The sequence below is a fragment of the Microbacterium sp. cx-55 genome (genome assembly GCF_021117345.1).
Taxonomy (GTDB): Bacteria; Actinomycetota; Actinomycetes; order Actinomycetales; family Microbacteriaceae; genus Microbacterium.
Map to the genome: position 1 here is coordinate 664,071 of NZ_CP088261.1, position 24,914 is coordinate 688,984.

The following is a 24,914-nucleotide window of genomic DNA, read 5'->3' on the forward strand; positions in this document are numbered from 1 at the left end:
CGCAGATCGCTGCGGCCGCAGATCGCTGCGGCCGGGCGGAGGTTACGATGGGCGCGTGCCAGAGGTGTCCTCCGTGTCAGAGCCGCTCGCGTTGTCGCTCTACCGCCAGATCAACCGACCGGAGTGGGCTCGACTCGCCGCCGGCATCGAGCAGCCGCTGACCGAATCTGAGGTCGTGCAGCTGCGCGGTCTCGGTGACCGGCTCGACCTCGCCGAAGTGCGCGAGGTGTACGTGCCGCTGAGCCGCCTCCTCTCGCTCTACGCCTCATCGACCAAGCGGCTCGGCGCCGACGAAAGCGCGTTCCTCGGCGATGCCGACACGACGACGCCGTTCGTCATCGGCGTGGCGGGATCGGTCGCCGTCGGCAAGTCGACGATCGCGCGCCTGCTGCGTGAGCTGGTGAGCAGATGGCCCGGCACGCCCCGCGTCGAGCTCGTCACGACCGACGGGTTCCTGTATCCGAACGCCGAGCTCGAGCGTCGCGGGCTGATGGACCGCAAGGGCTTTCCGGAGTCGTACGACCGCCGCGCACTCGTCGAGTTTCTCACCGCCGTGAAGTCGGGCGAGCCCGAGGTGCGCGCCCCGTACTACTCGCACATGCGGTACGACATCATCTCCGACGCGCACACGACGGTGCGTCGACCCGACGTGGTGATCGTCGAGGGACTGAACGTGCTGCAGCCGCCGCCGACGCCGAACGACGTCGCGATCAGCGAGCTGTTCGATTTCTCGATCTACGTGGATGCGGACCCCGCCCTGATCGAGCAGTGGTACGTGGACCGGTTCCTCGCGCTCCGCCAGGGCGCGTTCAGCAACCCGAACTCGTTCTTCCGCGTCTTCGCCGACATCTCGGATGACGAGGCCGTGCGCCGCGCGAGCTATTTCTGGAACGAGATCAACCTGCCGAACCTCGTCGAGAACGTGCTGCCGACCAAGCACCGCGCCTCGCTGGTGCTGCAGAAGGGCCGCGAGCACACGGTCGACCGCGTGCTGCTCCGCAAGCTCTGACCCCATAGCGCGGGCTCGCCCCGCATCCGGGCTCGCGCCGCATCCGGTCCCGCCCCATTTTCCGCGAGACGGGATCTGGGCCCCGAGACTGCGGGGTTACCCCACTGTCTCGGCGCGAAGATCCCGTCTCGCGGGTTGGGGCGCGGGCGACGCGCGCGGGCGGGCGCGGGGGTCAGGCCGGGGTCAGGATGCCGGCGGATTCGCGGTAGCGCTCGGCGGCCTCGGGGCAGATCCAGGTGCCGTCGCCGGCGTCGGTCAGGCGGTGTCCGGCGCGACCGACCCAGCCGATGCGGCGCGCCGGAACCCCGACGACGAGCGCGAAGGCGGGCACATCGGTCGTGACGACCGCGCCGGCCGCGACCAGGGCGTACTCGCCGATGTGCACGGGCGCCACGCACACCGCGCGGGCCCCGATCGATGCGCCGCGGTCGACCCGCACCGCGACCGCGTGCCAGTCCTCGGCGGTCTTCGCCGAACCGTCGAGGTTCGCCGCGCGGGGGAATTCGTCGTTCGTGAACACGACCGCGGGGCCGATGAACACCCCGTCCCCGACGACCGCCGGTTCGTACACGAGCGCGTAGTTCTGCACCTTGCAGGCATCGCCGAGCACGACGCCCGGGCCGATGTACGCGCCGCGTCCGATCGTGCAGTCCGCGCCGATCCGGGCGCCCTCGCGCACCTGCGCGAGATGCCAGACCCGGGTGCCGGCGCCCAGCTCGACGTCGTCGTCGAGGTCGGCGGACGGATGCGTGAACGATGCGGTGCCGGCCATGGTCGACCTCTCCCTCGGGTGTCGCGAACGGATGCCGCCGCGCGATCGGATGCGGCGAGCACACCGCAACCCGATGCGCCCGTGCGTCGAATTGTATTGTGCGCACGCCGCGCGGCTCGCTACAGTGGCCGCGGGGACACCGGTCGTGGGCGTCTGGGGACGCGAACACGACGGCGGCGAGTGGGATCGTCGACCGGACCGGCTTTACGCGCGCACCGCTCGCTCGGGGTGCGCGCATCTGGGGAAGAGCATGGGGACATCAGGGGACGTCCGGGCTGCGCACGCCGCCACGGACATCGACGTTCAGAGTGCCATCGCGGCACCGGAACTCAGCGCGCGGAGTGCCATCGCGGCACGCGAGCACAGTGTTCGAGGCGCGGTCGCGGAACGCGAACACCACCTTCGGAGCACCGTCGCGGCGCGGGAGCACGACGTGCGGGGGGCGATCATCATCCCGGCGCACGACGAGTCGGCGGTCATCGGCCGCACGCTCCGTGCGCTCGCGCCGCTGGGGGCGATGCCGGGGATCGAGATCGTCGTGGCGTGCAACGGATGCCGCGACGACACGGCCGCGATCGCCCGCGGATACCCGGGCGTGCGGGTGATCGAGACCGAACGACCGTCGAAGACCGCTGCGCTGAACCTCGGCGACAGCGTGGCGACGGCGTGGCCGCGGCTGTATCTCGACGCCGACATCGAGATCGCGCCGTCCGCCGTGCTGGCCGTGTTCGCCGCGCTCGACGAGCCGGGGGTGCTGGCCGCGCGCGCCCCGTTCGCCTACGACACCGCCGGTGCGTCGCTGCCGGTGCGGGCGTACTACCGGGCGCGCAGCCGCATCCCCGTCGCGGTGCGGCTGTGGGGAGCCGGCGGGTACGCGATGAACGAGGCGGGCCACCGCCGGGTGGGGGAGTTCCCCGACGTCACCGCCGACGACGCGTGGGTCGACGAGCAGTTCGCCGGGGGCGAGAAGCGGATCGTCGCCGCTTCCGCCGCTCGGGTGCGGACGCCCCGTGACACCGCGGGCCTGCTCGCGGTGCTCACGCGGCAGCGGCGCGGGGTCACGGAGCTCGGCGGTTCGTCCGAGGCGGCGTCCCGCGGCACGGCGTTGCTCGCCGGCATCCGGGGTCCGCGGAGCGCGGCGGATGCGGCCTGGTACGTGCTGCTGACGCTCATCGGGCGGCGCCGGTCGGCGCGGCAGTCGGGTCGCGCGTCCGGCTGGGAGCGCGACGCGTCCAGCCGGGTCGCCGCAGCGACATGACCGCCCGACGTGACGGCCCGCGCGTGACGAATACTCGCCGCTTCGGGTTGCGTCGGCGCCCACGATCGATATAGTTGCCGCGGGGACACCGGAAGCAACGCGTCTTGGGGACGCCGCGCACGGCAACGAGTGGGATCGTTTCGCCGCATCCGGTTTTATGGCTCGCACCGCTTGCTCGGGGTGCGTGCGTCTGGGGAAGAGCATGGGGACATCGGGGATCGCTGCCGCGTCGACGGAGCGCTCATCATCGCGCGTGCGGCGGATCATCGCCGCCATCGCCTTCGCCGCCGTGCTCGGCACCGCGCTGGTCGCCGTGCAGCCGGCCGATCGTGCGGTGGCGTCCAGCCCGTGCGGTCCGACGGTGAACGCGATCGTGTGCGAGAACGAGCAGGAGGGCACCTCTCCCGATGTCTGGGACATCGAGGGCGCCGGCGACCCGACGATCCAGGGATTTGCGACCGACATCAGCGTCAACGCGGGGCAGCGGATCGACTTCAAGATCGACACGGATGCCCCCGGCTACACGATCGACGTCTACCGCACCGGGTGGTACCAGGGCCTCGGCGCCCGCCACATCGATTCGGTGACTCCGACGCGTCTCGGATCGCAGACGAACGAGTGCATCTCCGACGTCGCCACCGAGCTGTACGACTGCGGCACGTGGGACGTCTCGGCGTCGTGGGCGGTTCCCGCGACGGCCGTGTCGGGCGTCTACGTCGCGCGCCTGCAGCGCGATGACACCGCCGGCGCCAGCCACATCACCTTCATCGTCCGCAACGACGGCAACACGTCCGACGTCCTCTTCCAGACCTCCGACCCGACCTGGCACGCGTACAACTCGTACGGCGGCTCGGACTTCTACCAGGGCGCCGCGAACGGCCGGGCGTACAAGATCAGCTACAACCGTCCGTTCGCGACCCGGCAGGGGTACACGCAGCGGGACTTCTACTTCAGCTCCGAGTACGCGACCGTGCGGTTCCTCGAACGCAACGGCTACGACGTGAGCTACATCGCGGGACTTGACACCGATCGACGCGGCTCCGAGCTGCTGAACCACAAAGTGTTCATGTCGGTCGGGCACGACGAGTACTGGTCGGGCGCGCAGCGCGCGAACATCGAAGCGGCCCGGGATGCGGGCGTGAACATGCAGTTCCTCACCGGCAACGAGGGCTACTGGCGCACCCGCTACGAGCCCTCCGCCGACGGCTCGCTCACCGATCGGCGCACGCTCGTGTCGTACAAAGAGACCTGGGCCGACAAGAAGATCGACCCGACTCCGGAGTGGACGGGCACTTGGCGCGACCCCCGGTTCGCGGATGCCGCGCAGGGCGGGCACTCGCCCGAGAACTCGGTCACCGGCACGATGTACATGGTCAACGACGTCTACCTGCCGGTCACGGTCGACGCGACCGAGGGCGACTACCGGCTCTGGCGGGACACCGGGCTGTCGGACCTCGATCCCGGCGAAGCGGCGGAGCTCACCGCGCAGACCGTCGGTTACGAATCGAACGAGGACGTCGACAACGGCTTCCGCCCGGCGGGCCTCATCCGCCTGTCGACCACGGTCGGGCCGACCCCGCAGTACCTGACCGATTACGGCAACGTGCTCGTGGACGGCACGACGATGCACCACGTGACGCTCTACCGGGCAGACAGCGACGCGCTGGTCTTCTCGTCCGCCAGCATCCAGTGGTCCTGGGGGCTCGACAGCCAGCACGACGGCCAGCAGCCTCCCGCCGATCCGCGGATGCAGCAGGCCCAGGTCAACCTGTTCGCCGACATGGGCGTGCAGCCCGGTTCGCTCATGCCCGAGCTGACGCGCGCGGAGGAGAGCGACGACGAGACACCGCCGACGACGACGATCACGTCGCCCACGGCGGGGCAGCAGCTCACCCACGGACGCACCGTCACGGTCACCGGAACGGCATCGGACGTCGGCGGTTCGGTGGCGGGCGTCGAGGTCTCCACCGACGGCGGCGCGAGCTGGCATCCGGCCACCGGCACGACGAACTGGTCGTACGACTATCTCCCGCAGGGCAGCGGGACCGCCGTCATCACCGCACGGGCGATCGATGACTCCGCGAACTTCTCGCGCGTGGGAATCTCCCGCGAGGTCTCGGTCTCGGGCCCGGCCACGGTCTTCGGCGACACCGTGCCAGCGATCGCGTCGGCAGACGACCCGGAACCCGTCGAACTCGGGATGCGGATCACTCCGTCCTCCGACGGATACCTCTCGGCGATCCGCTTCTACAAGGGGCCCGGCAACACCGGCGTGCACACAGGCACGCTATGGGACGCCGCCGGAAACCGCGTCGCATCCGTCGTCTTCGCGAACGAGACGGCCACCGGATGGCAGACGGCCCCGCTGTCGGTGCCGGTGCCGGTGACGGCCGGGTCCGAGTACACGGTGTCGTACACGGCACCGGCCGGCGGCTACGCGATCGCCACGACCTACTGGCCGTATCGTGCCCGCGCGTCGGCCCCGCTCGCTCCCGCGACGGGCCCCGGCACCCCCGGTGTCTCGGGCCGGGCGGGCACGCTGCCCACCTCGGCGTGGCGCGGCTCCAACTACTTCGTGGATGCCGTGTTCGAGGCCACCGACTCCTCGCCGCTGCGGATCGCGTCGCGCACACCGCAGGCGGATTCGTCGAGCGTGGCGCTCGATGCGCCGGTGAACGCGGTGTTCACGCGCGCCGCCGACCCGGCCACCGTCGCGGTGTCGGTCACCGATCCGTCCGGGGCAGAGCTGCCGGGGTCCGTGTCGTACGACGCAGCGAGTCGCACCGTGCGGTTCGCGCCGACCGGCGGCTACGCGCCGTCGACCCGCTACACGGTGACGCCGTCCGCATCCGACCCCGCCGGCGTCGCGCTCGAGCCGAACGCCGCCTGGTCGTTCACGACGCAGGCGGCCGACCTGCCCGAAGGGGTGTGCCCGTGCACGCTCTTCCCGGAGAGCAGCCGCCCCCAGTTCGCCACGAACGCGGACACGTCGCTCGTGACCCTCGGCGTGCGGTTCACGGTGGCTGCGCCCGGCACCGTGACCACCGTCTCGTTCTTCCGGGGGAGCGGGAACACCGCCCCGCACTGGGTGACGCTCTACCGTGCCGACGGATCCGTGCTCGGGTCGGGCACCTCGGTGAATGAATCCTCGTCGGGGTGGCAGCACGTCGCGCTCGACCAGCCGGCCGCCGTCGTGCCGGGGGAGACGTACGTCGCGGCGTACCTCGCACCCGCCGGCGCCTACCCGGTCTCGCCCGACGTCTTCGGTGCGGGCTACACGCGGGGTCCGCTGACCGTGCCGGCCCTCGGTGGCGCCTACACGTACGCCGACGGCTTCCCCGCGAACGCCTCGTCGACGGACTACGCGGTCGATGTGACATTCGTTCCGGATGCGGTCGCCCTCGACCTCATTGGCACGACGCCCTCCGCCGGAGCCGCGGACGCACCGGCCGACACGACCCTGTCGGCGTCGTTCAGCGCCGCGGTCTCGCCCGGCTTCGCCGGTGCGGTCACCGCCGCCGGCGCGCCCGTGTCTGGAACCTGGGCGAGGTCGGATGACGGGCGGACGCTGACCTTCGCGCCCGCGGCGGATCTGCCCGCCGGCGCGGTCGTCTCGGCGGCGCTCACCGGACTCGTCGGCCCCGACGGGCGCGCGGGCGCCGACGTCTCCTGGTCGTTCACGGTCGAGCAGACGGCCACGCCGCGCACGACGATCTTCGGCAACGCGTTGCCTTCGGTGGTCGCCGACTCCGACTCCTCTCCGGTCGAGCTGGGGCTCTCCTTCCGGAGTTCGGTTCCGGGCGAGGTGCGCGCCATCCGCTTCTACAAAGGACCCGGCAACGGCGGAACCCACACGGGCTCGCTCTGGGGTCCCGGCGGGGAGCGTCTGGCCCAGGTCACATTCCGCGCCGAAACGCCCTCCGGCTGGCAGCGGGCCGTGCTCGACCAACCGGTCGAGATCACGGCGGGCACGTCGTACACCGTGTCGTACTACGCGCCGCAGGGACACTATGCGAACACCGGCGCCGCGCTCACCGCCCCCATTACGAGCGGCCCCCTGACGACCGAGGCTCCCGAGAACGGCGTCTACCGGTACGGTCCGGGCGGGCTGCGTCCGGTCGCCTCGTGGAACTCGACGAACTACTTCGTCGACGTGGAGTTCGTGGTGGATTCCGACGCCGCCGCACCCGTGCCGCAGGTGCAGGCCGTCACGCCCGCCCGCGATGCCACCGACGTCGCCATCGACGCATCCGTATCGGCGCGCGTCGACCGGCTCCCGGTGGGGCAGAGCCTGTCGATGACCCTCACCGGACCCGGTGGCGCCGTCGGCGGCGCGGTGACCTCGACGCCCGACCACACGTTCACGTTCGCGCCGTTCACCGAACTCGCCGTCGACACGCTCTACACCGCGCAGGTCACGATCGACGGATCAGCGCTCGACTCGTGGACCTTCCGCACGACGGCGGCCGCGGGCGCCGGCACGACCGACACGCTCTTCGGCACCGCGGATCCCGCCGCAACCGCCACGAACGACGGCGACCCGGTGGAGCTCGGCACGGCCTTCCAGGTCACCGAGTCGGGCACCGTCACGGCGCTCCGCTTCTTCGCGACGCCGCAGAGCGTCGGCACCCACCGGGTGACGCTGTGGTCGGCGGATGGCCGGGTGCTCGCCCAGCAGGAGTCTTCCGGAGAGACCGGATCCGGCTGGCAACGGGTGGAGCTCGCCGCGCCGGTCGACGTGGTGCCCGGGGACACCTACACCGCGTCGTACCTCGCCACCGACGGGCGCTTCGCGATCGCGAACGACTACTTCGTCTCTCCCCGCACGAACGGGCGCATCGTGGCGCCCGCGGGCGAGAACGGCCGCTTCCTGTACCGGGATGGCGGAGGATTCCCGACCGGATCGTGGAGGTCGTCGAGCTATTTCGTCGACGCCGAGATCTCGTTCGGGACCGACTCGGGGGACGCCGCAAACGTCCCCCGACGATGAGCGGCGCAGCCGCGTTACTGGGGGGAACACAGTGGGGACACCGGGGGAGAACATGAACAGACGACTGAACGTCGCCGTCATCGGCGCAGGGTACTGGGGGCCGAATCTGGCGCGGAACTTCCGCGCCGGCGCGGACTGGAACCTCGCGTCGATCTGCGACGTCGACATCGATCGCGCCCGTCGCGTCGCCGACGCCGTCGGCGGAGTGCCGGTGACAACGGATCTGCAGGCGGTGCTGCGCGATCCGCTGATCGACGCGATCGCGATCGCGACACCCGCGCGCACGCACCATCCGATCGCGCTCGCTGCGCTCGCCGCGGGGAAGCACGTGATGGTCGAGAAGCCGCTCGCCGACACCCGCGAACGCGGTGAGGAGATGGTGCGGGCCGCCGAAGCGAACGGTCTCGTCCTGATGGCCGACCACACCTACTGCTACACACCCGCGGTGCTGAAGATGAAAGAGCTCATCGCCGACGGCGCGCTCGGCGACATCCTGTTCGTCGACAGCGTGCGCATCAATCTCGGACTCATCCAGCCCGACGTCGACGTCTTCTGGGACCTCGCCCCGCACGATCTGTCGATCATGGACTTCGTGCTGCCCGGCGGCCTCGACGCCGCATCCGTCGCTGCGCACGGCTCCGACCCGCTCCGCACCGGCAAATCCTGCGTCGGCTACCTGGCTCTGCCGCTGAGTTCGGGCGCCATGGCGCACGTGCACGTCAACTGGCTGAGCCCGACCAAGATCCGCCAGATGGTGATCGGGGGCACGAAGCGCACCCTGGTGTGGGACGACCTCAACCCGCAGCAGCGCCTGAGCGTCTACGACCGGGGCGTCGACATCGACAGCGTCTCGAAGGTCACCGGCGTCGACACCCGCGCCGCGAACATCTCGTACCGGCTGGGTGACACGTGGGCCCCGGCGCTGCCCGAACGCGAAGCGCTCGGCGGGGTCGTGGCCGAGTTCGCCGCAGCGATCCGCGAGCGGCGCCCCGCGCGCACGAGCGGAGCCGCGGGGCTCCGGGTGCTCTCGATCCTCGGGGCCGCGGCGGAGAGCGTCGCCGCGGGCGGCGTGCCGACCCCGGTGTTCTCCGCCGCGCGTGCGGTCGAAGGAGTGGCGGCATGACCCGGCTGAGCGGTGCCGTGGTGCTCGTGACCGGGGGCGCCGGATTCATCGGCAGCCACCTCGTCGACGCCCTGCTCGACACCGACGTCGCGGAAGTGCGCGTCGTCGACAACTTCGCGACCGGTTCGCGCGCGAATCTCGCGAGTGCTCTCCGGGACCCGCGCGTGCACCTCGCGGAGCACGACGCCCGCGACCAGGTGGCGATGGCGCGCGCCGTCGCCGGCGCGGACGTGGTCTTCCACCTCGCCTGCCTCGGCGTGCGGCACAGCCTGCACGATCCGCGCGAGAACCATGACGTGAACGCCACGATGACCCTCGATCTGCTCGAACTCGCGCGCCACCGCGGCGTCGGACGCTTCGTGCACGTCAGCTCGAGCGAGGTCTACGGATCCGCGCAGTACGCGCCGATGGATGAGGGGCATCCGACCTTCCCGGAGACCGTCTACGGCGGCGCGAAACTCGCCGGTGAGGCGTACGCCCGCGCGGCGTTCCGCACCCACGGATTTCCGGTGACGGTCGTGCGACCGTTCAACGCCTACGGTCCGCGGAGCCACTTCGAGGGCGACAGCGGCGAGGTCCTGCCGCGCACCATCGTGCGTGTGCTGGCCGGTGAACCCCCGATCGTCTACGGCGACGGGAAACAGTCGCGCGACTTCACCCACGTCACCGACACGGCGCGCGCCATCATCGCCCTCGCCGAGTCCGACGAGTCGATCGGTCTCACGGTCAACGTGGGTTCGGGCAGCGACGTCACGATCAATCGGCTCGCCGACATCGTGCGCGCGGCCGCCGGGCGCGAAGACCTCGCGGTGCTGCGCCTCGATCCGCGCCCGGGAGACGTTCGTCGCCTGCTCGCCGAATCCTCGCTGCTCGGCCGGCTCACCGACTTCGCGCCGCGCGTGCCGTTCGACGAGGGGGTGCGCGACCTTCTCGCGCACATGCGGGCGAGCGAATCGAGCCCGGCCGAGATGCTGTCCCAGGTCGCCGAGCGCAACTGGGCCGTCGGAGCGGGGGCCGGTCGTGGCTGAGCGCACGCAGACGGCGATCGTCGACGAGGCTCCGCCGCGGATCAACGTGATGGTCCCGTGGCTCGGCCAGGAGGAGATCGACGCGGTCGCGGAGGTGATCGCGAGCGGATGGGTCGCCCAGGGGCCGCGGGTCGCCGAGTTCGAACGCCAGTTCGCCCTCGCGATGGAGGTGCCGCACGCGGTCGCCACCACGAACTGCACCAGCGCGCTGCACCTCGCGCTGATCGTCGCGGGCGTCGGCGCGGGCGATGACGTCGTCATCCCGTCGCTCTCGTTCATCGCGACCACGAACGCCGTGCGGTACGTCGGGGCGAACCCCGTGTTCGCCGACGTCGACGCGATGACCGGCAACGTGACGGGTGAGACCGTGCGCCGCGCGCTGACCGAACGCACGACCGCGGTGATCGCGGTCGACCAGGGGGGAGTCCCGGTCGACCTCGACGATGTGCGCGCCGTCACCGACGCCCGCGGCATCGTGGTCATCGAAGACGCCGCGTGCGGCGCCGGGTCGCAGTACCGCGGGCGACCCGTCGGCCACCGCGCCGAACTCACCGCCTGGTCGTTCCACCCGCGCAAGGTGCTCACCACGGGTGAGGGCGGGATGCTGACCACCCCCCGCGCGGAATGGGCGGCACGCGCGCGACGCCTCCGCGAACACGCGATGAGCGTGTCGGCGACCGACCGTCACGAGTCGGTGCTGCCGCCGGCGGAGCACTACGGGGAGGTCGGCTACAACTTCCGGATGACCGACCTGCAGGCGGCCGTCGGCATCGTGCAGCTCCGAAAGCTGCCCGAGATCGTGCGCCGACGCCGGGAGATCGCCGAGATCTACCGGGAGGCGCTCGCGGACGTGCCCGGGCTCCGTCCGGTGCGGGACCCCGCGCACGGCACCGGCAACGCGCAGTCCTTCTGGGTCGAGGTCGGCGACGACTATCCGCTCGATCGCGACGGCCTCCTCGCCGCTCTCGCGGAGGGTGGCATCTCCGCCCGACGCGGCATCATGGCTGCGCACCGGCAGCCGCCCTACCGGCATCTGGTGCCGGCGGCGGGGCTCCCGGTCACCGACCGCATCACGGATGGCACCCTCATCCTGCCGATCTATCACGCGATGACGGATGCCGAACTGGCCCGCGTCATCGACGTGCTGCGCGGGGCGCGCCCGTGACCTCCGGCGTGCTGCTCGTGGGGGCGAGCGGACTCGCGCGCGAAGTCGTCGCGGCCGGAATGGTCGGGATCACCGGGATCCTCGACGACGATCAGCGTCTGCACGAGACGGAGATCGACGGGGTACCCGTGCTCGGCCCGGTGGCCCTCGCCGCCGAGCGACGCGACCGGCTGCTGGTGTGCATCGGCCCGAGCGCGGCCCGGCGGTCGGTGGTGCGGCGCCTGCGCGCCGCGGGCGTCGACGACGCGCGGTACGAGACGTTCGTCGCCCGGTCCGCCCGCATCGGTTCCTCGAGCGCCATCGGCGCGGGCACGATCGTGCTCGACGGCGTGGTCATCACGGCGCACGCCCGCGTCGGCCGGCACGTCGTCATCATGCCGAACGCCGTCATCACGCACGACGACACCGTGGCCGACTACGCCACGCTGGCCGCCGGCGTCGCCCTCGGCGGCCGCGTCGCGATCGGCGAAGGCGCGTACCTCGGCATGCAGAGTTCGGTGCGACCGGACGTATCGATCGGCGCGGACGCGGTGATCGGCATGGGTGCGGCCGTGCTGCACGAGGTGCCCCCCGGAGAGACCTGGGTGGGCGTGCCCGCCCGCCGGACGGAGGAGAAGCGATGAGCACGGTGACGACAGCCGCACCGAAGACGGATGCGGAGGCGGTGCCGTTCCTCGACCTCGCCGCGCAGCAGGCCGAGGTCGCCGACGAGGTGCTGCGAGGCTGGGAACGCCAGCTGCGGACCGCCGCGTTCATCGGCGGCGCGGACGTGGACGCCTTCGAACGCGAGTACGCGGACTACATCGGCGTCGCGCACGTCGTGGGCGTCTCGAACGGCACCGACGCTCTGGAACTCGCCTACCGGGCGCTCGGGATCGGCCCGGGAGATGAGATCATCATGCCGGCCAACACGTTCATCGCCACCGCGGAGGCCGCATCCCGTCTCGGCGCGGTGCCGGTGTTCGTCGACATCGACGACACCTCGCTGCTGATCGACCCGGCCATGATCGAGTCGGCGATCACATCGCGCACCCGCGCGATCGCGCCCGTGCACCTGTTCGGACAGACCGCCCCGATGGGACTGATCTCGGCGCTCGCCCGCCGTCACGACCTGTTCGTCGTCGAAGACGCCGCGCAAGCGCAGGGAGCGTCGGGTCCGAGCGGGCCGGCGGGCTCGCTCGGCCACGTGGCCGCGACCAGCTTCTACCCGGGAAAGAACCTCGGCGCCGCGGGCGACGCGGGGGCGGTCCTCACCGACGACCCCGCGCTCGCCGCCCGCGTCCGCACGCTCGGTGCGCACGGCAGCTCGGTGAAGTACGTGCACGATCGGGTCGGGATGAACGCGCGCCTCGACGCCGTGCAGGCGACCGTGCTGCGCGCAAAGCTCCGGCGACTCGACGGCTGGAACGGCGCGCGCCGATCCGCGGCGGACCGGTACGCCGAGCTGCTCGCGGATGTTCCGGGCGTCCGGCTGCCGGTCTCTCGCCCGGGCAACGACGACGTCTGGCACCTGTATGTGATCCGGGTGGACGAGCGCGACCGCGTCCTCGCCGAGCTCGGCGCCGCCGGGATCGGGGCGGGGATCCACTACCCGACGCCCGTGCACCTCACGGCGGCGTACGCCGACCTCGGGTACCGCCGCGGGCAGTTCCCGGTCGCCGAAGCCGCCGCCGACCGCATCCTGTCGCTGCCGATGTTCCCGCACCTGACCGCCGCGCAGCAGCACCGAGTCGCGGAGGGTGTGCGGGATGCCGTCCGGGCCCGCTGAGCGGCCGCACCGTCGCCGCGGGCGCCCGGGGGTGAGCACGTGGTGATCGAACGCGAGGCGAGCGCGCCTCTCGCGTCCCGCGCGTCGGCCGGCGCTGTCTGGCTCACCCTGCAGAACTGGGTGACCCGGCTGAGCGGGTTCGTGACCGTCGCCATCCTGGCGCGGTTGCTGACCCCCGGCGAGTTCGGTCTCGTGGCGATCGCGATGACGGTGCTCTCGATGGTCTACCTCTTCGCCGACCTCGGGTTCACGACGTACGTCGTGCAGGCCACGACCCTCACGCCGCGCACCACGACGACGACCTTCTGGGCATCGACCGGGCTCGGGCTGCTGCTCGCCGGTGTCCTGATCGTCGCCGCGGTACCCATCGCCGGGTTCCTCGGGACTCCGGATGCGGCCGCGGTGATCATGGCCGTCGCCCCCGCGGTGGCGATGGTGGCGCTCGCGGCCACGCCGACCGCGCTCATGCGCCGCGGGATGCGCTTCCGTGCGCTGTCGATCCAGGGCGCGGCGGCGGCGGTCATCGGCCAGGTCTGCGCCCTCGTTCTCGCGTTCAGCGGGTTCGGTGTGTGGGCGCTGATCGCGCAGATCCTCGTCTCCCAGGGGATGACTCTGCTCCTCGTATGGAGCACGGCGCGGTGGTGGCCGCGCGGATGGCCCGACCGGAAGCTCCTCCCCGAGATCATGGGATTCGGTTCGAAAGTCGTCGGCGTCGACTTCGCGGCGATGGCACGGCTCTGGGCAGAGAACGCCGCCGTGACCCGTGTCCTGGGGGTTGCCGCGCTCGGCCAGTTCGGGATCGCGCAGCGCCTGGTGTTCACGGTGCGGGATCTGATGGGCTCGGCGATCGCGCCCGTGTCGACCGTGGTGTTCGCGCGCGTTCGCGGCGACAGCGGCCGGCTCGCCGCAGGGTACGGCCGTTCTCTCGCGCTGTCGTTCATGGTGATGGCCCCGGCCCTCGCCTGCGTCGCCGTGCTCGCCCCGATCCTCGTGCCGCTGCTGTTCGGTCCGCAGTGGACCGCGAGCATCCTCCCCGCCGTCGCCCTGGCGTTGGCCGGCATCGTGGGGCTCTCGGCCACCCTCGACCACGGCCTGTTCTACGGGCTCGGCAAACCCGGCCGGTGGCTCGTCTACGCGGTGGTCATCGAGACCGTGCAACTGGCCGTCACCCTCGTCGTCGTGCGGTACGGGCTCGACGCCGTCGCGTGGGGGTTCGTGGCGACCTCCGCCGTCGCGACCGTCGTCCGGTGGTTCCTCGTCGCCGCGCTGCTCGAGCTGCCCGTACGGCGGGTCGTGGGTCTCAGCATCCGCCCGCTCCTCGGCGTCGCCGTCTCGATTGCCGTGGGCGCCCTCGCGGCCGCGGTCCTCGATGGTGTGCTCGGTGCGCCGGCGTTCGTCGTGCTGCTGGCGGTCGGCCCGCTGGTCGTGCTCGCGCACCTCCTGATGGCGCGGATCCTGGTTCCCGCTGCGCTCGCCGACGCGAGATCGCTGCTGCTCTCGCGCTTCGGACGTGGTTCCCGGATGCCGACGGAGGTGCCCGAATGAGAGTCGGACTCCTGCCCGCCGCGGAGACGCAGCCCACGGTTCTCGTCGTCGTGCCCTGCTACAACTACGGGCACTATCTGCCCGCGTGCGTCGACAGCATCCTGGGTCAGACCGGTGTCTCACCGCGCGTGCTCATCATCGACGACGCCTCGACCGACGACAGCGCGTCGGTCGCGCGTGCGCTCGCGGCACGCGACGATCGGATCGAGGTCGTCGTGCACACCGCGAACGTCGGACACATCGGCACGTACAACGAGGGTCTGTCGAGCGCCGAGACGACGTATGTCGTGCTGCTGTCGGCGGATGACCTGCTCGCGCCCGGTGCCCTCGGGCGCGCGGTGCGGGTGATGGAGTCCGATCCGCGGATCGGCCTCGTCTACGGTCATCCGCAGAACTTCGAGGGGGAGCCCGACCCGACGCCGTCGAGCATCACGACGTGGACCGCGTGGACGGGTCCGGAGTGGATCGACCGGCAGTTCCGTCGCGGGCTCAGCATCATCTACAGCCCGGAGGCCGTGGTGCGCACGGCCGCGCACCGGCAGGCCGGGTGGTACCGACCGGAACTTCCGCACTCGGGCGACCTGGAGATGTGGCTGCGACTGGCCGACGTCGCGCACGTTGCCCGGATCAACGGTCCGGATCAGGCGTACCGGCGGGTGCACGAGGCGAGCATGATGCACACGGCGTTCGCGACCCCGTTGGCCGATCTCGAGCAGCGCCGCGCCGCCTACGAGTCGTTCCTTGACCGCTCGTCGCTGCCCGCTGCGCGCGTCGCACGCCTTCGCCGCACGATGCAGAAGCGGCTCGCCGCGGAGGCGATCGGGTGGGCGTGCGACCGGCTGAGCGAACCGGCGCCCCTCCCGGGCGCCGAGATCGACCGGTGCCTGGCCTTCGCGCTCGCGACCTGGGACGGCGCGCACCGCCTGTCCGGGGTGCGCGAGCTCGCGCTCCGGCGGAGCCCCTCGTCGGCTGCGGGCGACCGCATCCGCATCCGGCTCGGATCCGCGGCGCGGAACGTCGCGGGTCGACTGCGCTGGCGACGCTGGAGGTACCTGGGCACATGAGCGCCGCACGCACGATCCGGCGGGTGGCCTTCGTGCACCCCTCCCGGGGGCCGCTGACCGAGCGAGACTGGTCGGGAACACCCGCGGGCCTGGTCACCGCGCTCCGCGCGCGGGGCATCGAGGTCGAAGAGATCGGGTACGACGTGCCCGCGCCCGTCCGCGCGGCTGTCCATCTGCTGGCGCGCGCGACCACGCCGAACCCGACCGCCGCCGAACGCAGCCCGCTGAAGGTCTGGCTGCGCGAGCGTTCGCTCCGGCGCCAGCTCGCCCGGGTCCCTCCGGTGGACGCGGTCATCGCGGTCGGCACGGACTGCTTCCGCCTGGGGCGGCTCGAGGCGTCGGCGCCGACCGCCACCTACGACGATGCGTCTCTCAGTCGGATGTGGGCGCACCCGGACTCCGACATCCGCCAGGCCGGCTTCCGCGAGGCCGATGTCGCGCGGTGGATCGCGGTGCAGCGTGCGTCGCAGCGCGCGGCGACCGTCGCCTGTGTCAGCACCGCCTGGGCGGGTCGCTCGCTCGTGCGCGGCGACCGGATGCCGGAAGAGCGGATCGCGGTCGTCGGAATGGGGCACCGGCCCCGGGACGACGGCGGGGAGGCGTCGCGGGACTGGGCTTCGCCCACGTTCCTGTTCATCGGGGTCGATTGGCGCCGCAAGAACGGGGATGCGGTGCTGCGTGCCTTCCGTCGGGTGCGTGCGGACTTTCCCCGGGCGACGTTGCATCTGGTCGGGGCGCACGAGCGCGTCGACGAGGACGGGGTCATCGACCACGGACTCCTCGCCCGCGAGGATCCGCGGGCGCAGGCAGAGCTCGACGGCGTTCTTCGGAGCGCGACGGCGTTCGTCCTCCCGAGCACGTTCGAGCCCTTCGGCATCGCCTACCTCGAGGCGGCCTCCGCGGGTCTGCCGGTCATCGCGACCACCGAGGGCGGCGCGGGGGAGATGCTCGGCGACGCGGCGATCACCGTCGCACCCGGTGACGACGACGCCATCCTGCGCGCGATGCTGATGCTCTGCCGGCCGCAGGAGGCGGAACGGCGGGGCCGGCTGGCCCGCGCCGCCGCCCGCGAGTCCTCGTGGGGTCACGTCGCGGGGCGCATCCTGGACGCGCTCGAATCGGCGGCGGCCCCCGAGCGGGAGGCGAACCGCGCGCGCTGATCACCGGAGTGTCGACGCGCGTGCAGAACCACGCGCCGACTCTTGCGCGCGCCGACCCCTGCGCGCCGACCCCTGCGCGCCCGCGGGTCAGGCGCGCGGGTGACCGACGCGGGTGAGTTCGTCCGCGATCAGGGCGGCGGTCGCCTGTTGCGTCTCCCGCCAGGAGCGACCGACCACCGACGCGGCGACGCGGGCGGCGTGCGCGTCGCGGTCGGGGCGCCGGACTGCCGTGATGAGCTCTTCGGCGAGGGCGGAGGGGGTCGCCCGCGCCCATGCGGCGTGCGGGTTGCCGAGGTCCGCTCGAGGAAGCGGCGAGTCGTTGACGACCGCGATCGCCCCCGCCGCGAGAAGTTCCTCGGCCACCAGCGAGATGTTCGTGAACGAGAGGGCGAGGCCCGCGACCACGGTGTTGTAGAGCGCGTTGAGGGCCGTCGGGTCGAGGTTGCCGTGCGCCACGTGCGGGAACGGCGCATCGTCGACCGCATCACCGTAGATATGGATCGGTTCGTCGGGGCACGCCTCGTGGAACGCGCTGAGCGTTCGGATGGCGAGCGCGAAGCCGCGGCGGTCGTTGCTGCGTTTCGCGTAGAACACGACGCCCCGACGCGGGCCGGCGGCCGGCAACGCGCGGTAGATATCGGTGTCGCAGCCGAAGGGCACGAAGTCGCTCGCGGCGTCCACCTCGTCTCGCAGCGCATCTTGCACCATGTGGCCCAGGGCGATGTGACGGAAACCGAAGCGGTAGCTGTCCTGCGCGAGGGCGTACTCGGCGCCGTGCGGTACGAAATAGGGCTCGTAGTCCTGGACGAAGTACAGCAGGCGCCCCTCGTCGACCCGGGATGCGGCGACGTGCGCGGTCGGCCACGAGGTCGCGACGACGGCGTCGTAGCCCGTGATCCGATCGGGCGCGGGCCGGATGTCGGCGGTCATCCACGGCCACGCCCGCCGGACCACGTCGGCCTTGCGAGCGAATTCGCCGCCGTGGCGGTCGTAAAGGAGGAGAGTCGTCTTCTGCCCCGCCTCGATCGCCGCCGCCATCATCCGGAACTGGGTCGTGTGTCCGCCCGAACCCGGTCCGGGAGGTGCCGCGAGCCACGCCACCTCCGGCGCGCGATCGACGTTCCGCTCCCGTTCGACCGGGGGCCGGAGGCTCGCGGAATCCGCGAGATCCTGCGACAGCAGCGGAAACTCGAGCTCGTGCGCGCGCAGTCTGGCGGTCAGCCGCAGCGCGGCGTACTGCGCCAGATATCGCGGCGAACGCCCGCGAACGCGCGCGAGCAGACGTCGTCCCCCAGATCCCATGCATCCCCCCACGAGTGCGTGCGCAGGCGCACGGTCGTGCGTCCCCATCCTGCTCGAGGAGAGTATCGCATGCCGCGGGGGAGGTATAGAGTGAGCGGACGATCCGAATGGCTGGGGGCCGACGGTGACAACTGGGGGATTTTCAGGCGCGCCTTCGCGCCTCCGGATGAGGCGGGGAACCGCATCCGGTTCATCATCGTGCCCGGCGTTCGTGCGCCCGAGGCGTGCGACTGCGGCACCGTGGTGCGTCGTCGGCCGTTCCGGCACGATCGGGGCGCGCCATGACTGAGCGCTCGCCCCGCGTGCTCTACGTGCGGACGGAAGGGCGCGGCGCCGAGCCACGGGCCACGCGTCGCGCGCGGGAGCTCGCCGGGTCCGTTCCGCGCCGCGTGCTTGTCGAAGAGGCGTTCGGCTTCGATCTGCTCGGCGAGTCCGACATCCGCGCACTCACCGGCTGGCGAGGGCGGATGCTGCGCGCCGTGCCGATGCCGCTGGCCCTCGCCGCCGAGGCGCTGCGGCGGAGCCCGGACTACGACGTCGTGCTCACCTGGGCCGAGCGCTTCACGGTCGCCGTCGCCGGCGCGCTGCTGCTGCGCCCGCGCCGCCGCCGGCCGCGTCACGTCGCGATCCTCGACTGGGTGTCCAAGCCCGTCGTCCGCATCCCGCTTTGGCTGGTCCGCCGGGGCGTCGACCGCGTGCTCACCTGGAGCAGCGTCCAGGGCGCCGTCTGCGTCGACCGCATCGGATTCCGGCCCGACCAGGTGCAGCGCATCGAGCACCCCGTCGACGAGAACTTCTTCGCACCGCTCGACGCGACCCGGGTGCAGGTCATGTCGGCCGGTGAGACCCAACGCGATTTTCCGACGCTGATCCGGGCGGTCGACGGCTCCGACATCGTCACGACGATCGCGGCGGGGCGGATCGGCGCATTCGGCGGATTCCGCACGCGCCTGCGATCGGCCGAAGACCTGCTGACGGCGCCCCCCGGGGTGACGGTCGGCCCGCTGTCGCCGGTCGAGCTCCGGGCCGCGTACGCGGCGGCGTACGCGGTCGTCGTGCCGCTCGTCGAGGCCGAGAACAACGCGGGGATCAGCGTGGTCCTCGAGGCGATGGCGATGGGACGACCGGTGATCGTCACCCGCACGGTGGGCCAGGTCGATGTCGTCGAAGACGGTCGCACCGGCTTCTACGTGCCGCCCGGCGATGCCGGCGCGCTTCGCGCGAAGATCGACTACCTGCGCGAGAACCCCGACGTCGGAGACGAGATCGGGCGCCGCGGGCGCGCCGAGGTTCTGGCCCGGCACCGCACCGAGGACTTCGTGGCCGCCGTGCGGGGCGGTGCATCGTGACGGTCCAGGAGTTGCTCGTGGTCGTGCTCCGGCGGTGGTACATCCTCGTCGGCGTCCTCGTCGTCACAGCCTGTGTGGGGATGCTGTTCGCCCGCGATGACGGACTCTTCGTCACCCGCACGGCCGTCACGTTCGAGGCATCCGATCCCGGTCCGTGGGAGACCGACGGGTCTCGCGAGACCGGCGTGATCTCGCTCGCCATCGCCGTCTCCCAGCAGGTGGGCGTCGGATCGGATGCCGCCGCGTACGCCGCATCCGATGCCCCGTACTACGGCGCGGGGATCCGCCAGGGCGTGCGGGTGAGTGTTCCGGACTCGGGCGGCCAATGGCAGGCGAGCTACACCCGCGCGGCGATCATCATCGACGCGGTATCGCCCGACCGGGCGTGGGTGGAACGGCAGCAGGCCGAGAAGATCCAGGCCGTCGACGCGGCCGCCGCCGCGCTGCAGGTCGGAATTCCGGCATCCGCTCGAATCGACGTCGATGTCGAACCGCTCAGCACGGCCATCCAACAGGTGGGACCGTCGCGGCTGGGCCAGATCCTGGGGTTCACCGCGCTGGCCGCCGTCGGACTGCTGATCGGGTCCGCGGCGGCGGTATGGGGGGATCGGCGCGCGGTCGCGCGCCGGATACGGGTGACGCGCCCGGAGAGACGACGCGTCGGGGGAAAGGAAGTCGTTCGATGAAACTCGCCGATGTGATCGGGGCGCTGCGCCGACGGTGGTACGTGCTGCTGGCTGGAGTGCTCGTTGCCGCGGGGGTGTCGTCGTTCCTCTGGTCGACGGTGCCGCCGGAGTACGAGCGGACGGGCACTCAGCTGCTGCTTCCGGGGCTCGCGACGATCCCCGAGCACGCCAATCCATACCTGTTCGTGGGTGGGCTCTACCAGATCGCCGATGTCGTGGTGCGGGCGATCGGACCCGACGACATCGCGGAGGCCACCCGGGACTATCCCGGCGCCGATGTCGTCGTGGGGCGGGATCAGGCTGCGGGAGCGGTGCTCGTGGTCACGGTGACGGCGTCGAGCGATGCCGACGCCGGTGCCGTGCTCGACACAATGCTCGGAATCACCGGGCGAACGCTCGATGAGCTGCAGAACGAGCAGCGCATCCCCGCGGACGAGCGGGTCGTCATCACCCCGCTGACGGCGGCCGACGAGAGCACGGTCATCCAGAAGACACGTCTCACGGTGACCGCCCTCGCGGGCGCGGCCGTGCTGCTTCTCGCGCTCGGCATCGCGGTGGTCCTGGACGGCATCGTGCGGGCACGTCGCCGAGCGCGCGCGGGGGCGATCCCGCGCGAGCAGGATGCCGCGGGCGGCGGTCGGGCGGGCGATGACGCGACGCGCGACGATACGACGGGCGGCGATACGACGGGTGAAGCTGCGGTGGGCGCAGCATCCGTCGGCGTCGTCCGCCGGCCCCTGGCGACGATCGATCCGGTCGAGCCCGTGAGCTCCCGCTCGGAGCAGCTGCGCGACGACGCGGAGCCGCCGGCCGGCGCGGATCACGCGGAGGCCGAGGGTGAATCGGCCGGCGAGCCGTCGCCGACGGGTGCGGTGGCGGACGCCGACGCGGGTGACGAGAGTGCCGCCGCGGACGGCGGTGGTGGTGAGCGGGATGCGGATGCGGACGCGGATTCGGATGCGGAACCGGGCGTCGAGCCCGAGGCCGGGCCGGACACGGATGCGGAGCCGGGCGCGGACACGGACACGGACGCGAAGCCGGAGCCGGGCGCGGACGCGGACCCGCCCGTGGCGGCGGCATCCGCGGGTGGGCCGCGCGGGGCGGACGCGCGCCCCGCGCGGAACGGTCGCACCGGCGGTTCCGCGGCACGGGCGCGGTCGCTGGTCGGAAAGCGGCCGACCCGCTGATGGACGCGGTGGCGGGCGCGCGATACACGCCGATCGCGGCGTCGCGGCACAGTGTGTCGCGGCGACCCGGGATGGATGCGGTGTCGATGCTGACGGTGTACATCGTGCTGCTCTACGGCTTCCCGTCGAACCTGGCGTTGTCGTTCCTCGGCTCCTACGGGCGGCCGCAGTTTCTCTGGGGGCTCGTGCTGCTGCTGTGGTGGGTGTTGTCGCGCTTCCAGCCGCCGACGCTGTCGCGGTCGGTGTCGCAACCCGTTCGGCTCGCGCTCTGCGTGCTGCTGGTCGTCTTCCTGCTGAGCTTCGCGCAGGCGATGTTCCGCGGTCAGCCGGCCGATCAGATCAGCCCTGCCGTGTCGTCTCTCGCGCGCCTGCTGTCGTGGACCGGAGTCGCGCTCGTCGCGATGGACGGCATCCGCACGATGGACGAACTGATGACGCTGGTGCGCCGCGTCGCGCTCGCCGGCGGGCTGGTGGCCGCGCTCGGGCTGCTGCAGTTCGCGACAGACCAGCCGATCATCGACTTCCTGAGCGGCCTTCCCGGCTTCAGCGGCGACGCCGGAGGCATCGACAGCCGCGGCGGATTCATCCGTGCGTCGGGCACCGCCACGCATCCGCTCGAGTACGCCATCGCGATCTCGGTGGCTCTCCCGCTCGCCGTGGCCAGTGCGATCATCGGCGATCACGGCCACAAGCGGCTGCGCTGGTGGCTGCCGGTCATGACGGTCGCGATGGCCTCGTTCCTCGCGGTGTCGCGCTCGGCCGTGATCGGTTTCATCGTCGCGACGGTCGCGGTGATCCCCGGGCTCCCGCGGCGCTTCCGAGGTGTCGTCATGGTCGTGGTGGTCACGGCGTTCGTGGGGGCGATGCTGACCGTGCCGGGCCTCTACGGCACCATCGTCGGCATGTTCCTCGGCATCGGCACCGACACCAGTACGCAGTCGCGCACCGTGGCCCTCGACCTCGCGCCGCAGTTCCTGGCGTCGTCGCCGCTGCTCGGCGCGGGCACAGGAACGTTCCTGCCGAGGTACCGCATCTTCGACAACGAGTGGATCCACACGGCCGTCGAGGTCGGCATCCTGGGCGTCGCCGCGCTCGCGGCGCTGTTCGCGGTCGCCATCTGGAGCGCCTGGCGGGCGAGCCGCGAGTCGTCGCTCGAGGATCTGCAGGTCGTGGGCCGGTGCCTGGCCGCCTGCGTCGTGACGATCGCGGTGCTGTTCTCACTGTTCGACGCATTCGCGTTCCCCATGGCCCCCGGAACCGCATTCCTCATCTTCGGGTTGTGCGCGGCGGCGCGGACGGTCGGGCGTTCCGACCGCTGGCTCTCGCACACGTGGGTCGCGGAGCTGGACGGGATGCGGGAGTTCCCGCCTCCGCTGGTTCCCGTCGCCGCGTCTCGCGCCGGCGGGTGACACACCGCGCCACGCGCGTCTTCGCGCCCGTTGTGTCATCCGCGGGTTCGGGGCACGATATTTCGTTCGGGGCGCGATATTCGTGCCCCGAACGTAGGATTGCGCCCCAAACCCGGAGGACGTGACTCGCTGCCGCACCCCGCGCCGGCGGGTGAGACCCGGGTCAGCGGCGGATGAGGCGGGCCTTGACTCGATCCCATCCGTCCTTGCCGAGGACCCCCAGAAGCACGCTCTTCGCGGTGGCGCGGACGAGCTCGCGCGCCGCACGTACCGGCGCGCCGACGCAGCGATCCGCGAGGAGGGACGCCCGGGTGGGGGTCACGGCTGGCAAGGCCGGCGCGAACCGTGCGCGGTACGCGGCCGGATCCACCCGGGTACCGCGGATGCGGTTGCTGACGTTGCCGCCGTGCACCACCTGCAACCACGCGGGCGCGCCGGCCTCGGTGACCGCGGGATAGTGGCGGGGGAGGAGCGTGTGCCAGTCGTTCCAGGCGGTGCCCGGAGACTCCCACGACTCCACGACGCTGCAGAACGCGTTCCGGCGATCGCGGCGCAGGTACAGATCGTCGCCGTGCGCGATGAGACCCGACGTCAGATAGATCACGGCGTGCCGATGACGGCGCGCGAGACGCTGCAGCCGCTCGACGAAGTCGTCGGCGAGGGCGTCGTCGTTGTCGAGATTCGTGGTCAGCAAAACGTCCCCGGATGCGCCCGTGAGCGCGCGCGCATCGGCCGCGACATCGACCCACGTGACCGCGTCCCTATATAGAGGAGTGAAAAGTCCGCGATCGACGTACGGGCGGAGCCGATCCAGCAGCCAGGCGGGGCTCTGCGGGTCGAGGTAGACGATCCACGGAACGCCCCCCACCGTCTGCCGGTCGACGGAGGGAATCGTGTAGCGCTCGAACAGGTCGATCCGTTCGCGGAGCCATCCGTCGCGCGCGCGCACCAGACTCTCCGGGCCGGGCGTGGGCAGGTTGAAGCGGGTCAGGAGCACGTGATCGACGGACACCTCGGCGGCCTCGGCCTCGGCCCCGGCATGCCCGGCGGCCCCGGCGGCCCCGGTGGCTCCAGCTTCAGTCCGACCCAGCCCGTCCGCGCCCTCAGCCCGCGGAAGCTGCTGCCACCGGGCCCGCCGACGGAGCGCCCAACGCGCGCGGGCATGCGACGGGTCGCGGCGGAGTTCTTCGCCCGCCATGATCGCCGCGCGGAAGGCGCCGGCGCGGGCGGGAGCGTGCTTGTCCATGTACCGCACGCGGTTCACGATCGTGAGCGCGACGAGGTCGTCCGAGACGCCCGACCCGCCGCCGCGGTGCACGACGACCGCGGACGGGTCGAACTCGATGCGCCAGCCGTCTTCGCGGAGCCGGCGCTGGAAGTCGGTCTCCTCCGAGTAGAGGAAGAACCGCTCGTCCCAGGACCCGACGGATGCGGCGGCGGACGAGCGGATGAGGAGGGCCGCGCCCGTGGCCCAGTCGATCGAGTGGGCGTCCCGGTACCGGCGCGGATCCCGCACGTACTCCGAGAGGGCGGCGGGGCGCGCCGGCCACATCCGTCCGAAGAGGCCGTCGGCGGCGGCGCGGAGGACGCCCGGCTCGCGGCGGAGCGAGGGGTAGACCGAGCCGTCGCCCTGCTCGATCAGCGGCACGACCGCCCCGACGGCCTCGTGCGAACGCAGGCGTGCGAGCATCGCCGAGACGGCGCCGGCGCGCACGCGGAGGTCCGGATTCAAGACCAGCACCGCCTCCGCGTCGCCGACCGCGCGCATCGCGATGTTGAGGCCGCCCGCATACCCGTGGTTCCCACCCGTCCGGAGGGCGACGACGTCGCGGTGCGCCGCGGCCGCGTCCCACGTGCCGTCGTGCGACGCGTTGTCGGCGACGATGACCCGGATACGGGAGTCCGCCGCCTCGATGCGAAGATCCGCGATCAGCGCATCGAGGTCGGCGGCGCTGTTGTAGGTGACGATGAGCACCGCCACCTCGACGGTGCCGATGCGGTGGAAAGCGCCGGTCGTCGCCTGCGCCGACGGGGCGACGATAGTGGAGGCGGGAGCGGCGGGCGACGTGATCGTCACGGTCGGGTCCTCTGTTCGTGTG

18 protein-coding genes are annotated in these 24,914 nt (G+C 71.9%); 15 read left to right on the forward strand and 3 right to left on the reverse strand.

The genetic code is table 11. From position 1 onward, the window contains the following. The first annotated feature begins 55 nt into the window (after positions 1–55). Entirely contained in the window at positions 56–1,009 is a 954-nt protein-coding gene (coaA, locus tag LQ938_RS03180; protein WP_223721727.1) for a type I pantothenate kinase, read from the forward strand. Positions 1,010–1,181: 172 nt separating this feature from the next. Here coaA and LQ938_RS03185 read toward each other — a convergent pair whose 3' ends face one another. Further along, positions 1,182–1,781: an acyltransferase gene (locus LQ938_RS03185; RefSeq protein WP_223721728.1), complete on the reverse strand. Its 600-nt coding sequence runs from the start codon at positions 1,779–1,781 to the stop codon at positions 1,182–1,184. A gap of 250 nt (positions 1,782–2,031) precedes the next feature. Between LQ938_RS03185 and LQ938_RS03190 the strand changes: the two genes are divergently transcribed. The 10 genes from LQ938_RS03190 to LQ938_RS03235 all read left to right on the forward strand — a co-directional run bounded on the left by LQ938_RS03190 (position 2,032) and on the right by LQ938_RS03235 (position 16,882). Further along, entirely contained in the window at positions 2,032–3,039 is a 1,008-nt protein-coding gene (locus LQ938_RS03190; RefSeq protein ID WP_223721729.1) for a glycosyltransferase, read from the forward strand. Between the two features lie 202 nt (positions 3,040–3,241). Beyond that, the gene (locus LQ938_RS03195; RefSeq protein ID WP_223721730.1) at positions 3,242–8,029 is read left to right on the forward strand and encodes a DUF4082 domain-containing protein; all 4,788 of its coding nucleotides are present in this window, start codon (positions 3,242–3,244) and stop codon (positions 8,027–8,029) included. Between the two features lie 52 nt (positions 8,030–8,081). Beyond that, complete coding sequence (locus tag LQ938_RS03200) at positions 8,082–9,152, forward strand: Gfo/Idh/MocA family protein (RefSeq protein ID WP_223721731.1); 1,071 nt, start codon at positions 8,082–8,084, stop codon at positions 9,150–9,152. After that, positions 9,149–10,180 (forward strand): NAD-dependent epimerase/dehydratase family protein, encoded by a 1,032-nt coding sequence (locus LQ938_RS03205; RefSeq protein ID WP_223721732.1) that lies wholly within the window; start codon positions 9,149–9,151, stop codon positions 10,178–10,180. Before LQ938_RS03200 ends, LQ938_RS03205 begins: the two co-directional genes overlap by 4 nt. A gap of 49 nt (positions 10,181–10,229) precedes the next feature. Beyond that, positions 10,230–11,345, forward strand: a complete 1,116-nt coding sequence (locus LQ938_RS03210) for a DegT/DnrJ/EryC1/StrS family aminotransferase (protein WP_223721885.1) — start codon at positions 10,230–10,232, stop codon at positions 11,343–11,345. Next, entirely contained in the window at positions 11,342–11,968 is a 627-nt protein-coding gene (locus tag LQ938_RS03215; RefSeq protein WP_223721733.1) for a NeuD/PglB/VioB family sugar acetyltransferase, read from the forward strand. The genes LQ938_RS03210 and LQ938_RS03215 overlap by 4 nt, the downstream gene beginning before the upstream one ends. Continuing rightward, entirely contained in the window at positions 11,965–13,113 is a 1,149-nt protein-coding gene (locus tag LQ938_RS03220; protein WP_223721734.1) for a DegT/DnrJ/EryC1/StrS family aminotransferase, read from the forward strand. The genes LQ938_RS03215 and LQ938_RS03220 overlap by 4 nt, the downstream gene beginning before the upstream one ends. A 39-nt stretch (positions 13,114–13,152) precedes the next feature. After that, positions 13,153–14,658, forward strand: coding sequence for a lipopolysaccharide biosynthesis protein (locus tag LQ938_RS03225; protein ID WP_223721735.1), 1,506 nt, complete (start codon positions 13,153–13,155; stop codon positions 14,656–14,658). Continuing rightward, positions 14,655–15,722 carry a glycosyltransferase family 2 protein gene (locus LQ938_RS03230; RefSeq protein ID WP_223721736.1) on the forward strand — a complete coding sequence of 356 codons (1,068 nt, stop codon included), beginning with the start codon at positions 14,655–14,657 and terminating at the stop codon, positions 15,720–15,722. Before LQ938_RS03225 ends, LQ938_RS03230 begins: the two co-directional genes overlap by 4 nt. Then, positions 15,719–16,882: a glycosyltransferase family 4 protein gene (locus LQ938_RS03235; protein ID WP_223721737.1), complete on the forward strand. Its 1,164-nt coding sequence runs from the start codon at positions 15,719–15,721 to the stop codon at positions 16,880–16,882. Before LQ938_RS03230 ends, LQ938_RS03235 begins: the two co-directional genes overlap by 4 nt. Before the next feature lie 87 nt (positions 16,883–16,969). Here LQ938_RS03235 and LQ938_RS03240 read toward each other — a convergent pair whose 3' ends face one another. After that, positions 16,970–18,184, reverse strand: a complete 1,215-nt coding sequence (locus LQ938_RS03240; RefSeq protein WP_223721738.1) for a rhamnosyltransferase WsaF family glycosyltransferase — start codon at positions 18,182–18,184, stop codon at positions 16,970–16,972. A 281-nt stretch (positions 18,185–18,465) separates the two neighbouring features. On the opposite strand from LQ938_RS03240, the gene LQ938_RS03245 reads away from it, so the two are divergent. The 4 genes from LQ938_RS03245 to LQ938_RS03260 are packed head-to-tail and all read left to right on the forward strand — an operon-like array spanning position 18,466 to position 22,815. Beyond that, positions 18,466–19,533: a glycosyltransferase gene (locus LQ938_RS03245; protein WP_223721739.1), complete on the forward strand. Its 1,068-nt coding sequence runs from the start codon at positions 18,466–18,468 to the stop codon at positions 19,531–19,533. Continuing rightward, entirely contained in the window at positions 19,530–20,219 is a 690-nt protein-coding gene (locus tag LQ938_RS03250; protein WP_223721740.1) for a hypothetical protein, read from the forward strand. Before LQ938_RS03245 ends, LQ938_RS03250 begins: the two co-directional genes overlap by 4 nt. Then, a complete protein-coding gene (locus LQ938_RS03255) occupies positions 20,216–21,406 on the forward strand; it encodes a hypothetical protein (RefSeq protein WP_223721741.1) in 1,191 nt (396 codons plus the stop codon). The genes LQ938_RS03250 and LQ938_RS03255 overlap by 4 nt, the downstream gene beginning before the upstream one ends. A 53-nt stretch (positions 21,407–21,459) precedes the next feature. Beyond that, on the forward strand, positions 21,460–22,815 hold the full coding sequence (locus LQ938_RS03260; protein WP_231341351.1) for an O-antigen ligase family protein: 1,356 nt from the start codon (positions 21,460–21,462) through the stop codon (positions 22,813–22,815). A 163-nt stretch (positions 22,816–22,978) separates the two neighbouring features. On the opposite strand, the gene LQ938_RS03265 is transcribed toward LQ938_RS03260, so the two are convergent. Further along, the gene (locus tag LQ938_RS03265) at positions 22,979–24,892 is read right to left on the reverse strand and encodes a glycosyltransferase (RefSeq protein ID WP_223721743.1); all 1,914 of its coding nucleotides are present in this window, start codon (positions 24,890–24,892) and stop codon (positions 22,979–22,981) included. Positions 24,893–24,914 lie beyond the last annotated feature (22 nt).